Source organism: Bradyrhizobium canariense, assembly GCF_900105125.1.
Taxonomy (GTDB): domain Bacteria; phylum Pseudomonadota; class Alphaproteobacteria; order Rhizobiales; family Xanthobacteraceae; genus Bradyrhizobium; species Bradyrhizobium canariense_A.
In genome coordinates, this window is the sequence record NZ_LT629750.1 from 295,762 (window position 1) to 308,548 (window position 12,787).

Sequence of the window (12,787 nt, forward strand, 5' to 3'; positions counted from 1 at the left end):
TGTCAGCGCCCATCGCGGGCAAGCCGCGGATTGAGCGCGTCGTTGAGGCCTTCGCCGATCAAATTGAGGCCGAGTACCGAGATCAGGATCGCGATGCCCGGAAATACCGTGATCCACCACGCCTGCCGGATCACGGTGCGGCCGGCGCCGACCATGTAGCCCCACGAGATCAAATTGGGGTCGCCGAGACCGAGGAACGACAGCGAGGATTCCAGCAGGATCGCGGTCGCCACCATCAGCGATGCCAGCACAATTACAGGCGACAACGCATTGGGCAGGATTTCGCGCCAGATGATCCAGCTATTGGTCTGGCCGGTCACGATCGCGGCCTGGACATATTCGCGGGTGCGCAACGACAGCACCTCGCCCCGCACCAGCCGCGCCACCGGCGGCCAGCTCACGATCGCGATGGAGGCGACGATTGAATAGATCGAGGGCTGCAGGATCGCGACCAGCACGATCGCGAGCGCGAAGCTCGGGATGGTCTGGAAGAACTCCGTAAAGCGCATCAGCGCGTCATCGATGCGGCCGCCGAAATAGCCGGCGATCGCGCCGAGGGGAACGCCGACCGCAAGCGCAACCAGCGTGGAGACGAGACCGACCAGCAGCGAGACGCGTGCGCCAAAAATGATGCCGGCAAAGACGTCACGTCCAAGCGCGTCGGTGCCGAGCGGCACCGTCGACAGGGTGAACGGCGGCAGGAACGGCCGCTGCACCATGCGCCACGGCGAGTTCGGAAAAATCAGCGGCCCGAATACGGCGATCGCGACGGCGATCACCAGGATGATCAAGCCGATCAGGCCGCTGGGATTGCGCAGCAGATGTTTCAGGAACTGCTTCATGCCGCGAATTCAATCCGGGGGTCGACGATGCGGTAGACCAGATCGGTGACCAGGTTGAAGATCAGCACCATCGCCGAGCAGACCACGAAGACGCCCAGCAGCAGATTATAGTCGCGCTGGAGCAGGGCCTCGTACATCAGCCGGCCGATGCCGGGCCAGGCGAACACGGTTTCGGTGAGCACGGCGCCGCCGATCAGGGTGCCGGTGTGCAAACCGGCGAGCGTGACCACCGGCAGCAGCGCGTTGCGCAGCACGTGACGGCGCTGGATCACATTCGCCTTGAGCCCCTTGGCACGCGCGGTCTTGATGAAATCGAGCCGCTTCACCTCCAGCATGGAGGCGCGGGTCATGCGGGTATAGGTCGCCATGAAGAACAGGCCGATGGTCGTCGCCGGCATGATCAGATGCGCGCCGACATCGAGCGCATGGGCCATGCCGGTATAATTCGCACCGACCGTCTCGTAGCCAAAGCTAGGGAGCCAATCCAGCTGGACGGAAAACAGCAGGATGGCGATCAGCGCGATCCAGAACAGTGGCGTGGCGTAGAAGATCAGCGCCACCACGGTAATGGCGGTGTCGGCCCAGGTTCCGGCCCAGCGCGCCGCCAGCGCGCCAAAGAAGATGCCGAGCACGAGCGAGATCGCGAACGCGGTCATCGTCAGCAGTAGTGTCGCGGGCAGCCGTTCCATGATCAGCCTGGAGACGGGCGCCTGTTGGCGAAAGGAATAGCCGAGATCGAAGCGGAGGATGCCTTTGACGTAAATCAGGAGCTGTTCAGGCAACGGCCGGTCGAGGCCGAACTTTTCGCGCAGTTGGGCCACGAATACCGGGTCCGACGCGCCGGCTTCGCCCGCCATCACCGAGGCCGGATCGCCCGGTGCGAGCCGGATCAGGAAAAAGTTCAGCACGATGATCGCGAGCAGGACGATCACGCCTTTCACGATCCGCTGGGCGACGAATGACAGCATCGGATGCTACCGCTGCCGCGTCACGGTGATCTCACTTGTCGATCCACGCGTCGCGGAAGCCGTCATTGACGCCGATCGCGGTGGTGATGAGATTCTTGATCTTGCAGTGGGTGATGGTCGGAAACTGCAGCTCCAGCATCCAGGCCACCGGCACGTCCTCGGCCAGGATCTTCTGCATCTTTTCGTAAATTTCCTGGCGCTTGGAATCCGGCGTGGCGTTCGCGCCCTCGGCGAACAGTTTGTCGATCTCCGGATTGGAGTAGCCCTCGACGTTATTGAACACTTGACCCTTGGCGATCTGGCTCGAGATGTAGTTGCGGGCAACGCCGAGCGCGGGATCGCCGTACTGATAGAGATAGCTGAAGGCGATATCGTAGTCCCAATCGCCGATCTTCTGGTTCGATCCGGGCACATCGGTGGCAACGGTTTCGATGTTGAGGCCGACGTCCTGAAGATTCTGCTTCACGGCTTCGCCCCAGCGCTGCCAGGTTTCGCCATAGGGTAGCGGCATCAGGCGGATCTTCTCGCCATTGTAGCCGGCTTCCTTGAGCAGGGCCTTGGCCTTGGCGGGATCGAAGGGGTATTTCGGCACGTCATCGGTATAGAACTTGATGGTCGAGGCCGACGGGCCAGTCGCGACCTTGCCGAGGCCGTTCCAGATCACGTCCTTGGCGAAGTCGCGGTCGATCGCGTACATGATCGCCTGCCGGATCTTCTTGTTCGCGGTCGGGCCGGAGCGGTTGTTGAGCCACAGCCACGCCAGCGGGCTGAAAAACTCCCAGCCGGCGCCGGTGACGCAAGTATCCTTCAATTTGCTCAGGCGCGGCACGTCGAAGTTTTCGACCGAGCCGCCGGGCAGCACGTCGACCTTGCCGGTCTCGAACGCTACCGAGCGGGCGGCGGCATCCGGGATCACCTGCCAATAGATGTCGTCAATGTAGGGCTTGCCCTTCTCGTGGTAGCTCGGGTTCTTGACGAGATGGATGAACGAGCCCTTCTGCCATTCCTTGAACATGAACGGGCCGGTGCCGATGGGTGCATTGTTGTAGGGATTGGTCTTGTAGTCGGTGCCCTCATACAAATGCTTCGGCATGATCGGGAACGAGCCAACCTCGAAGATGCCGATGAACGGCCCGAACGGCTGCTTCAGCGTGAACACGACGGTGAGATCGTCGGGCGCTTCGACCTTTTCGACCTGGGCCAGATTGCCCCGTGCGCGCGCATGGGTCTGCTTGAGCATGTCGACCGAGAACAACACGTCGGCGGAGGTGAATGGCTTGCCGTCGTGCCAGGTGACGCCCGGCTTGAGCTTGAACGTATAGACCTTGGCGTCGTCGCTGATGGTCCAGCTTTCGGCCAACCCTGGCAGCGGCTCCAGTTTCGGGCTGTAACGCAGCAGGCCTTCGAAGATGTTGCCCGAAACCATTTGCGTCGGGCCGTTCTGGATCATCGCGAGATTGAGGCCGGGCGGTTCGGGCTGGATCACCGCGTTGATGGTGCCGCCCATCTTCGGCGCTTGCGCGCTCGCCGCTGCACTCAGGCAGCAGGCCAGAGCGATACCCATCACGATTTTCTTCAGCATCACTGACGTCTTTCGGCTGGCCTGACCCAACGCGGGAACGGCGATCAATTTTCCGCGAGATAACAATGGCTTCAGGCCGATCGAAATCCGCTTGGGAAAAGATGCTCACATGACGTCAATCATGGTCGCAAGACGAAAGTCTCGACAGCAAATGACTAAAAAATAGACAGTGTACTGCGCGTCTTCCTATGCCGGCGCGAGATGGCCGAAATAGGCCCGTTCGAGCCGCTGCGGCAGGTTGCTCTCGCTGGTCAGCGCTTCCAGAACGATGTGCCCTTGCACCAGCGCGTAGACACGGTCGGCGGTGGCAAGTGCCTTTTCCAGGAGCTGTTCGACCAGCAGCACGGCGGTGCCTTGCTTGCGCAATTGCCCGATCACGTTGAGTACGCGATCGACCAGCACGGGCGAGAGGCCGGCCGAGGGTTCGTCGAGCATCAACAGGCGAGGGCGCCGCACCAGCCCCTGCGCCACCGTCAGCATCTGCTGCTGACCGCCGCTCAGCGCGCCACCGCGCTCATGGCGCTTCTCGGCGATCTCCGGGAAGAACGACAGCGCTTCCTCGACCCGCGCCGCGCGTTCGCCGCGCGGCAGGTCGTAGCCTGCGAGCAGGAGATTGTCGGTGACGGAAATCTGGGTGAACACGCGGTGACCTTCGATGACATGCACGAGGCCGGCGCGCGCCGTCTCGCGCGGCGTGGCGTTGGTGATGTCGCGGCCGCCGAAACGAACATATCCCGCATTGACCGGAAGCAACCCTGACAGCGCGCGCAACATGGTGCTCTTGCCGGCGCCATTGGGGCCGAGCAGCGCCACCACTTCGCCCGAGGACATGCTGAAATCGATTCCGTGCAGCACACGGATCTTGCCGTAGCCGGACTCAAGGGCCGCGACGGCAAGCAGGGGTTCAGGCGCCGAGGTAAGCACTGACCACCTCCTTGTGGGTACGGATTTCGGCCGCCGTTCCGGCCGCGAGGATGCGGCCGAGATTGAGCACGGTGATCTCATCGCAAATCGCGAAGATCAAATCCGCATGATGCTCCACCAGCAGCACGCCGGTGCCGCGGGCGCTGATCGCCTTGATCAGTCCGGCCAGCCGCTCGATCTCGTCGCCGGAGAGACCGGCGGCGGGTTCGTCGAGCAGCAGGAAATCAGGATCGAGCATCAGCGCACGCGCGATCTCGATGAAGCGCAATTCGCTGTGCTGCAAACGATCGGCGCGGATGTCGGCCAGCGCTTCCAGCCCGACCACGCCGAGCATGCCCTGGGCTTTCGCCGCCAGCATGCGCTCGTCGCGGCGATTGCGCGGCAGCGACAACATCGCCTCGACGAACGTCGCCTGTCCCTCGATGGTGCCGCCGATCATCACGTTCTGCAGCACCGAGGCCTCGCCGATCACCCGTGGCGTCTGGAAGGTGCGCGCGATGCCCTTGCGGGCCCGCAGGGCCGGCATGCCCGGCGGCAGCACATCGTCTCCCAGTTTCATCGTGCCGCCCTTGGCGGCGTAGTAGCCGGAGATCACGTTCAGCGTCGTGGTCTTGCCGCTGCCATTGGGGCCGATCAGGCCGTGAATCCGTCCGGGTGCTACGTCGAGATCGAGGCCATCGATGGCGCGAACATTGCCGAAGCTGAGCGCAATGCCGCGCAGGCTGAGCGGCCGGCCGCCGGCGCTCTTGCGCATGATATCGCCGAGCGCCGCCGGGCGCGGCACGATGGCGCGGTTGCTGGCGAGCGGGCGGCGGTTGCGGAAGTCCAACAGGGCGGCGATGCCGCCGGGCATCGCCAGCACGATCACCAGCAGCAGGATGGCGTAAAGGAAGGTCGACCACGCCGCCAAAGGGGCTGCGATTTCCGGCAGGATGGTGAGGATGATGGTGCCGAGCATCGGCCCGAGGATCGAGCCGCGGCCGCCGATCAGGATCGCAATGAAGAACAGCACCGAGAGATCGAAGGTGAAGGCATCCGGCGTGATGTAGGTCTGCAGGCTGGCGAACAATCCACCCGCAACGGCCGCCAATGCGCCGGCCAGCAGAAAGATCGCGATCAGCATCCGCGGCTTGGAAATGCCGGTGGCTTCGGCCGCGACTTCGGCGTCACGGACCGCGATCAGGGCGCGGCCGAAACGGCTGTGAGCGACGTTGGCGCTGATCCAGGTCGCGACAGCCGCGAACGCGATGCAGAGGTAGTAATAGCCCCACGCGGTATTGAAGGGTTCGGGAAACTCGGGGCCGGCGATACCGATGCCGCCGCCGGTGACGCTCTGCCAGGCCAGCGCAATCTGGGTAACGATGGTGGCGAAGCCGAGCGTCGACATCGCGAAATAGAATGTGCGCAGCCGCAACGCCGGCAAGCCGACGATCACGCCGAATGCCGCGCCGACGCAGGCCGCGATCGGCAAGGCTGCGAACACCGGCAGCGCCGGCAGGACGTTGCCGGCGACCAGCACGCTGGTGGTGTAGGCGCCAAGCGTCAGCAGCGCGACATAGCCGATAGCGAGGTGGCCGGCGAATCCAACGACGAGATTGAGGCCGGCGACCAGCACCCAATAGATCGCGGCGCGGGTGCCGATCAGCGCCCAGTAGTCATTGCTGACGAAGGGCAGGAGCATTGCGACCGCGAACACGCCGATAAATGGCGCAAGCTGCGGCAGGAGAGAACGTGAGGCACTGACTTCGCTGCGTGCGGGAGAGGTGGTGACAGCGGTCATCACACCCTCCGCGCCGTGGCCGAGCCGAACAGGCCTTGCGGCGCCGCCAGCAGCACAACAATGAACAGGGTGAATACGGCAACCGACGAGAAGATGCCTCCGACCAGGAAATTGGCGGCCTGCTGGAACAGGCCGAGCGCCAGCCCGCCGATGACGGCGCCGCGGTTGTTGCCGAGGCCGCCAAGCGCCACCGGCACGAAGCCGTAGAAGTTCAGCAGCGCGCCGTTGGCGAAGAACGCCAGCAGCAATTCGCCGCCGGAAAATCCGGCGATGCCGCCGATGACGCCGGCAAGCGCGTAGCTCGCGATCCGCAGATTACGCTCGGGCAGGCCGAGGGCGCGTGCAGCAAAATTATCCTCGGCGATCGCGAGAAAGGCGCGGCCCACCAATGTACGGCGATAAAGATATTCGAGGCCAATGATCGTGAGTGCGCAGGCGACCACCGGCAGCCAGAATTTCTCGTCCCAAACGCCGCTGCCCCATCCGATCAGGCGCGGAAACGGCTGCGGCTCGGTGCCCCATTTGATCGCCGCCACCTGCTGGATCATCAAAGCCAGCGCCAGCGTCGACAGCACATAGAGGTGCTGGTCGAGGTTTTTCAGCACCGGCCGCACCGCGACGAATTCGGTGATGATCCCGATCACGGCGCAGGCGAGCAGCGTCAGCAGGAAGCCGGCAAAGATGGGCATCCCCAATTTGAGCGTGAACATCGACCCGAATACGCCGCCGAGCATGGCGAGTTGACCCGAGGTGAAGCTCATCACCCGGGAGGTCGAGAACATCGTGTTGTAGGTGACGCCGACGAGCGCGTAGATCGCGCCCGACGCGAGACCAGATGCAATAATCGAGGCGAGCATGGGCGGCGCTCTCCGCGGTATCGCTTAAGTGTAGCCAGGTGCCAGCGCGAAGGTGCCGCTCTTGGCGGAGTTGGCCGCCGACATCACGATCTCGTCGGTCGGGTAACCGTTATGCTGGGTCGGCGTAAACGTGTAATCGCCGAAATAGCCGGGATATTTCGTCAGCGAATTCAAGTAGGCGATGATGCCGGCGCTGTCGGTGGATCCGCTGCTTTCGACGGCCTTGGCGAACAATTCGATCGCATCGATTCCGCCTGCGACCCACCAGAGCAGGGAATCGTTGAGCGCGACCTTGGCCTTGGTCAGGCGATCGACCAGATCCTGGCTTTTCGCCGGCAATTTACCCGATGCGTCGTAGCTGCAGCTCTTGTAGCCGACGGCATAGACCTTTTCCCAATTGGCGGGTTTCTCGATCAGACCCGCGATGTCACCCGACGCCAGCGACGGATGGCCGACAAACGAGATGTCCCAGTTCATGACGGCGCGGGTGTTGAACATCCGCGCTTCCATGCCGGTCGCGACGCTCCACACCACGATGACCTCGGCGCCCGCGTTCTTGGCGCGCAGCATGTCGGGGGTCATATCGGGCTGGGTCGCGTCGATATTGGCCTGATAGACCACCTCGGCGCCGTCCTTCTTGAACGCAGCCACCGATGCGCCGACCGCGGTGACGCCGTAACCCGTGGTATCGCCGAACACCGCGATCTTTTTCACCTTGAGGATATTGAGGCAGTAGTTGCGCACGGCATCGTCCCATTGGCTGTTGGACGGCGCCATGCGGAATGCGTTCGGAAACTTGGTGGTGTCGATCAGGCTTTCCACCACGCAAGGATGGATATCCGGCATCTTGGCCCGCGCCATGATCGGCGTGGTGGCGAGCGCCTCGCCCGAATTGAGCGGGCCCCAGATGCCGTGGACCTTGAGCTGGCTGATCATTTCCTGCGTGGCATTGACGGCCTTGGTGGGATCGCCCTGGGTGTCGCGGGTGATGACTTCGATCTTGCGGCCCTTGACGCCGCCGGCGGCGTTGATGGCGTCGACCGCGAAGACGACGCCGCGATTGAAGCCGATGGTCGGGGCCGAACTCGGTCCGGTCATGGCGGCGAGGAAGCCGATCTTGATCGGCTCCGACTGGGCAAAAGCTGGTTTTGGAAATGAAAACGTCGCGGCACCGAGTGCACCGGCGCTGCCCAACAAAACGTCACGACGTGAAACGGCCATCAATTCCTCCCGGATTTATGTTTTTCGGCGCCCGTCGTTGCCGCGGGCGCTCGTTGCGGTCGTCTTCGGCCTTCCGGTCGAACCAATCCGCTGAATCAAATTTGAGCCTGATGTGGACGCCTTGTCCAGAGCCGATTGGGCATCGATTGTCGCTGGTTCTCCAGGCTGTAAATGCTAGGTTGCGGCCATCGATTGGTGCGCTTCCTCCGGAAGCGCCATGCGACGCCGCGGCTTTGTCACCTTTCTCGGGAGCATGGCGGCCACAAGGCCGCTTGCGGCGTTCGCGCAGCAATCGCCGATGCCGGCATCGGGCTTCTCGGTATCGGCTCTGCGGTCGGCTGCGACAAATACCTGGCCGCATTTCGCGACGGTCTGCGCGACTATGGATTCGCCGAGGCAAAGAACGTCGCGATCGAGTATCGATGGGCCAAGGGCAATTACGAGGCCTTGCGGCAGCTGGCCGCTGACCTGATCAGCCTTGCGAGTTACTCTCATCGTAACCGGAGGGCTGGACGCCCGTGGTTGGTCCGCCGCCGTAAAAAAACGACAGCTTAGCCGGAGGATATCCGCTCACGCATCGCGCGTGCCAGCTATTTTATTTCCAATAATTTCTGACAGGTCGCGGCTAGATCGGCTCGTAGCTCTCGGACAGGCAGGTATCTTCTTCCTCGACGTGACGACGATCGAAAATCAGGCCTTCGTTGATGCTGATGCGATAGGTCTGGACGCCAAGCGGTTTACCGTTGGCCGACGTCAGTTCGGCCTTCACACAGGCCGTCCAGCCCAGCCCGCGAAGATCGTGGCGTGCCGGCGAGACCTCTACGTTGCGCGGGGCTGACGCGGCCATGAACACCGAATCCAGATGGTTGCGAACGAGCTCCTTGACGTCGGGCGGCGGCTCCAGCGGTGGTGGGTCGCTCTCCTTGACGCGCATGAACTCCGGCAGCGGCGAGCGGCTATCGGCGAAGCCGCATCCCCCCAGCGCGAGCGCCGTGGCTGCCATCAGCACGATATGAACAGTAATCCGCTGCATCCGCCGGTCTATCCCCCATGACGGTTAGAATTGCCAGTCATCCGGCGGTCAATTTAATTTTCGGTAACGACCATCAACAGTTGCTGAAACGGGTGACGGAAACGATTATCCTTGCGCGGGCCGATCCCTTGTTTGCCATCATTTGGTCGCAGGCAGGCTGGCAGGAAAAAGCGACGGCGAGGAGATTCGTGCGATGAAGGCCTTCATGGTTGCAGCCGCGATATTGACGTTGGTCGCGATGCCTGCTTACGCGCAGATGGGCGGCAAGCGGCATCAGAGCGACGATAAAAAGACCGACGCGCAGAAGCCGAAAGTGGACGAGAAGGCCTACAAGGCCGCGCTGGAGCGAATACCCGATCCCAAGGAAAAATATGATCCGTGGGGTGTGGCGCGTCCGGCCGATCCTGCGAAGAAGCCGAAACAAAATCCTTGAGATTGCGCTGACGTTTCAATTCTCTCTGCCGGGGTTGACGGTCACATGCGAACGCTGGCTCGCCTGTTTGCCTTGTTGTTGTTCGCGATAACGCCGGCGTTCGGCTGGGAATATTGGGGCGGCGACAGTGGCGGCACGCGGTTTTCGCCGCTTGACCAGATCACGCCGGCCAATGTCGGCAATCTCGTACGCGCGTGGGAATTTCGCACCGGCGATCTTGAGTCCCATGCGGCGCAGATGGCGCGCACGAAATTTGAGGCGACGCCATTATTCGTCGAGGACAGCATCGTCTTCTGTTCGCCGTTCAACGAGGTGATCGCGCTCGATCCCGGCACCGGCGAACAGAAGTGGCGATACGATCCAAAGATCAGCACCACCCAGCGTCCGGGAAACCGCTACGCCTGCCGCGGCGTCGCCCATTGGGTCGATGATCAGGCCGCCGAAAACGCGGCCTGCCGTGCACGAATCTTCATGGGCACCAATGATGCCCGCGTCATCGCACTCGACGCCAGGACCGGCATCCCCTGCGTCGATTTCGGCACCCATGGCGAGGTGAAGCTCGACATCGGAAAGCCGCTCACATGGCCGGGCGAATTTCAGATCACGTCGGCGCCGGTGGTGAGCCGCGGTGTTGTCGTCGTCGGCTCCTCGATTTCGGACAATGTGCGTGTCGATGCACCGGCCGGGACCGTGCGCGCCTTCGATGCGCGGAGCGGGCAGCCGCGCTGGAGCTGGGATCCGCTCGATCACGATGGCATTGAAGCGGGCACAGCCAATGTCTGGGCGCCGATGTCGGCGGACGAGGCGCGTGGGCTGGTGTTCCTGCCGACCTCGTCGCCCAGTCCGGATTTCTGGGGTGGCAAGCGTCCGGGAAATGACGCGCATGCCAATTCCGTCGTCGCACTGCGCACGGAGACCGGAGAGTTGGTCTGGTCGTTCCAGACCGTGCATCATGATGTCTGGGATTACGACCTGCCGGCACAGCCGACGCTGGCGCGCATCGATACGGGTGACGGCATGCGCGACGTCGTGATTCAGCCGACCAAGCAGGGATTCGTGTTCGTGCTCGACCGTGACAGCGGCAAGCCGGTATGGCCGGTCGAGGAGCGCGCCGTGCCGCAGGGGGCTGCCGAAGGCGAGCAGCTTTCGCCGACGCAGCCGTTTCCAACCCACCTGCCGGCGCTGGTGCCGCAGCAATTCTCGCTCGCGGACGAGTTCAAGCCGCTGCCGGTCATCGGCAGCCCTTCCTGCGATGCGCAGCTTGCAGGCGTGCGCAACGAGGGCCTCTACACGCCGCCTTCGACGCAAGGCACGGTGATCTATCCGATGACCGGAGGCGGCGTGAACTGGGGTAGCGCTGCGTTCGATCCCGTCCACCAGATCGTCTACGCCAACACCAGCTACGCCGTGCACCTCGTCAAATTGATACCGAGCGTGGAAGCCGAAGGTCTCAAGCCTCCCCCGGGCGTGGACTTCGGACGGCAGCGCGGCGCGCCTTTTGCGATGACGCGCGCGGTCGCGATGTCGCGGTTCGGCCTGCCTTGCAACAAGCCGCCATGGGGTACGCTGGTCGCGCTCGACCTGAAGGCCGGGAAAATTCTCTGGCGCTCGACGGTTGGCAGCACGGAGGATCGCGCACCGCTTGGGATGGCCTTCAAGTGGGGTACGCCGCTGGTCAATGGCGTCGTCATTACCGCAGGCGGCCTGGTCTTCACCGGCGCGATGGATGCCTACTTGCGCGCCTTCGATGCCAGGTCCGGCGAAGAGCTCTGGCAGGGCAGGCTGCCGGTCCCCGGAATCGCCAATCCCATGACGTACCTCTGGAAGGGCGAACAATATGTGCTTATTGCCGCCGGCGGTCATTCCGAGGTCGGCACGTCGATCGGCGACAGTGTGGTGGCCTTCCGTCTGGCGCGGCAGGGCGAAGCGCCCTCGCTGTGGTCGCGTACGATCGACCGGCCCGGCGGGCGCTTCCTGGGCGAGGCGATGGCGGTCGTGCTCGCGATCGTCGTTGTGATTGTTCTCGGGTGGCGCTGGCGTCGCCGCATGAAATCGCAGCAAACCAGCATGGCGATCGGCAAGCTATTGTAACGGGGACCGCGTCTTCGTCGCAGCATCGTAAATCAAGACTTGCAACATTGGAAACCTGCCAAACAACTCGGCGCCGACTTCTTTAGCAGCCTTTTCGTCATCGTAGTGAGCCTTGAAGTGACCGTCGACCACCAGCGAGAAGCCTTCGGCGGGCGCTACATCCGCTCTTTGGATTTTTCTCGGCTGAGTTTCTTCGGTAAGTGTAATTGTCTTTCTCATTAACCGCCTCACGTCGCTACAGAACAAATGGCCTGACGTAATTGAATCTATTCATATTCCTGTCGGAGCAGACTGCCCCGATGGCAACGATACGACGCGCTTAATGTTCCGCGACGAGCAGACACCTCAAAGAGGCTCGATCGTTCCGTCCTGCCACCTCACTCGTCCCGCTTTATCTCTGGCTTATCGTACAAGACCGCGTTCAAGAGCGAACTATGAACCTCGATCGTTCCGTTATAGGTAATGAAACCGAGCTTGCGAAACTTGTTCATGAAGAAGCTGACACGGGAGCGCGTTGTGCCGATCATTTCCGCCAGCGTTTCCTGGCTGACATGAGCCGTGATGGGCTGCGGGGTGCCTTCCTTTCCGAAATTTGCCAGGAGCAGCAGTAAGCGCGCGAGCCGCTTCTCGCTGGAATTGAATAACTGGTCGATCAGGTCTTCTTCGATGCGGCTATTCCGACTAAGAAGATACGCCATAAACAACTCTGAAAATTTTGGCTCGTTTTTAAGCGCCATCAGCATGGCGTCTTTCGCGATGGACGTGATCAGGCATTCTTCCAAGGCCGTCGTTGTTGAAATCCGCAAGGGATGACCATTGAGGCATCCTTCGCCAAAGAACTGTCCGGTTTCCAGGATTCCGACCACTGCTTCCTTGCCCTGTTCGGAAACCACGAGAACCTTGATCCTTCCTTTTTGAATATAGAAAACTGTATCGGCGACGTCTCCTTGCGCAAAGACGATCTGGTTCTTGTCGAATGTCAATATGGCTTTGCCCTCGCCAACTTTGGCGAGAAAGGTTTTGGGGTCGAATAAGCTCTTCGCCGCTTTTGGCATG

Annotated in this window: 14 protein-coding genes; 3 read left to right on the forward strand and 11 right to left on the reverse strand. The window is 62.2% G+C overall.

What is annotated here, in order from left to right; genetic code table 11:
* Nucleotides 1–2: 2 nt before the first annotated feature.
* The 9 genes from BLV09_RS01320 to BLV09_RS01360 all read right to left on the reverse strand — a co-directional run bounded on the left by BLV09_RS01320 (nt 3) and on the right by BLV09_RS01360 (nt 9,207).
* Nucleotides 3–842: an ABC transporter permease gene (locus BLV09_RS01320; protein ID WP_146686052.1), complete on the reverse strand. Its 840-nt coding sequence runs from the start codon at nt 840–842 to the stop codon at nt 3–5.
* The gene (locus tag BLV09_RS01325) at nt 839–1,810 is read right to left on the reverse strand and encodes an ABC transporter permease (protein WP_100382745.1); all 972 of its coding nucleotides are present in this window, start codon (nt 1,808–1,810) and stop codon (nt 839–841) included. The genes BLV09_RS01320 and BLV09_RS01325 overlap by 4 nt, the downstream gene beginning before the upstream one ends.
* 31 nt (nt 1,811–1,841) lie before the next feature.
* Nucleotides 1,842–3,392, reverse strand: a complete 1,551-nt coding sequence (locus BLV09_RS01330) for an ABC transporter substrate-binding protein (protein WP_146686053.1) — start codon at nt 3,390–3,392, stop codon at nt 1,842–1,844.
* Nucleotides 3,393–3,578: 186 nt separating this feature from the next.
* Nucleotides 3,579–4,316 carry an ABC transporter ATP-binding protein gene (locus BLV09_RS01335; RefSeq protein ID WP_197685017.1) on the reverse strand — a complete coding sequence of 246 codons (738 nt, stop codon included), beginning with the start codon at nt 4,314–4,316 and terminating at the stop codon, nt 3,579–3,581.
* Nucleotides 4,297–6,096, reverse strand: coding sequence for a branched-chain amino acid ABC transporter ATP-binding protein/permease (locus BLV09_RS01340; protein ID WP_146686054.1), 1,800 nt, complete (start codon nt 6,094–6,096; stop codon nt 4,297–4,299). Before BLV09_RS01340 ends, BLV09_RS01335 begins: the two co-directional genes overlap by 20 nt.
* Entirely contained in the window at nt 6,096–6,953 is an 858-nt protein-coding gene (locus BLV09_RS01345) for a branched-chain amino acid ABC transporter permease (RefSeq protein WP_146686055.1), read from the reverse strand. The genes BLV09_RS01340 and BLV09_RS01345 overlap by 1 nt, the downstream gene beginning before the upstream one ends.
* Nucleotides 6,954–6,977: 24 nt before the next feature.
* Nucleotides 6,978–8,174, reverse strand: coding sequence for an ABC transporter substrate-binding protein (locus tag BLV09_RS01350; protein WP_146686056.1), 1,197 nt, complete (start codon nt 8,172–8,174; stop codon nt 6,978–6,980).
* Nucleotides 8,175–8,348: 174 nt separating this feature from the next.
* Nucleotides 8,349–8,669 (reverse strand): hypothetical protein, encoded by a 321-nt coding sequence (locus tag BLV09_RS01355; RefSeq protein WP_146686057.1) that lies wholly within the window; start codon nt 8,667–8,669, stop codon nt 8,349–8,351.
* A 130-nt stretch (nt 8,670–8,799) separates the two neighbouring features.
* Nucleotides 8,800–9,207 (reverse strand): hypothetical protein, encoded by a 408-nt coding sequence (locus BLV09_RS01360; RefSeq protein ID WP_146686058.1) that lies wholly within the window; start codon nt 9,205–9,207, stop codon nt 8,800–8,802.
* Nucleotides 9,208–9,224: 17 nt separating this feature from the next.
* On the opposite strand from BLV09_RS01360, the gene BLV09_RS01365 reads away from it, so the two are divergent.
* Genes BLV09_RS01365 through BLV09_RS01375 form a run of 3 tightly spaced genes read left to right on the forward strand, consistent with a single transcriptional unit; the run spans nt 9,225 to nt 11,731 of the window.
* Nucleotides 9,225–9,404, forward strand: a complete 180-nt coding sequence (locus tag BLV09_RS01365; protein WP_146686059.1) for a hypothetical protein — start codon at nt 9,225–9,227, stop codon at nt 9,402–9,404.
* Entirely contained in the window at nt 9,401–9,640 is a 240-nt protein-coding gene (locus BLV09_RS01370; RefSeq protein ID WP_146686060.1) for a hypothetical protein, read from the forward strand. Before BLV09_RS01365 ends, BLV09_RS01370 begins: the two co-directional genes overlap by 4 nt.
* A gap of 45 nt (nt 9,641–9,685) precedes the next feature.
* Nucleotides 9,686–11,731: a pyrroloquinoline quinone-dependent dehydrogenase gene (locus tag BLV09_RS01375; protein ID WP_146686061.1), complete on the forward strand. Its 2,046-nt coding sequence runs from the start codon at nt 9,686–9,688 to the stop codon at nt 11,729–11,731.
* Here the strand turns inward: BLV09_RS01375 and BLV09_RS01380 are convergent.
* A complete protein-coding gene (locus BLV09_RS01380) occupies nt 11,723–11,950 on the reverse strand; it encodes a hypothetical protein (protein ID WP_146686062.1) in 228 nt (75 codons plus the stop codon). The genes BLV09_RS01375 and BLV09_RS01380 overlap by 9 nt on opposite strands.
* A 158-nt stretch (nt 11,951–12,108) precedes the next feature.
* The gene (locus BLV09_RS01385; protein WP_100382736.1) at nt 12,109–12,786 is read right to left on the reverse strand and encodes a Crp/Fnr family transcriptional regulator; all 678 of its coding nucleotides are present in this window, start codon (nt 12,784–12,786) and stop codon (nt 12,109–12,111) included.
* Nucleotide 12,787 lies beyond the last annotated feature (1 nt).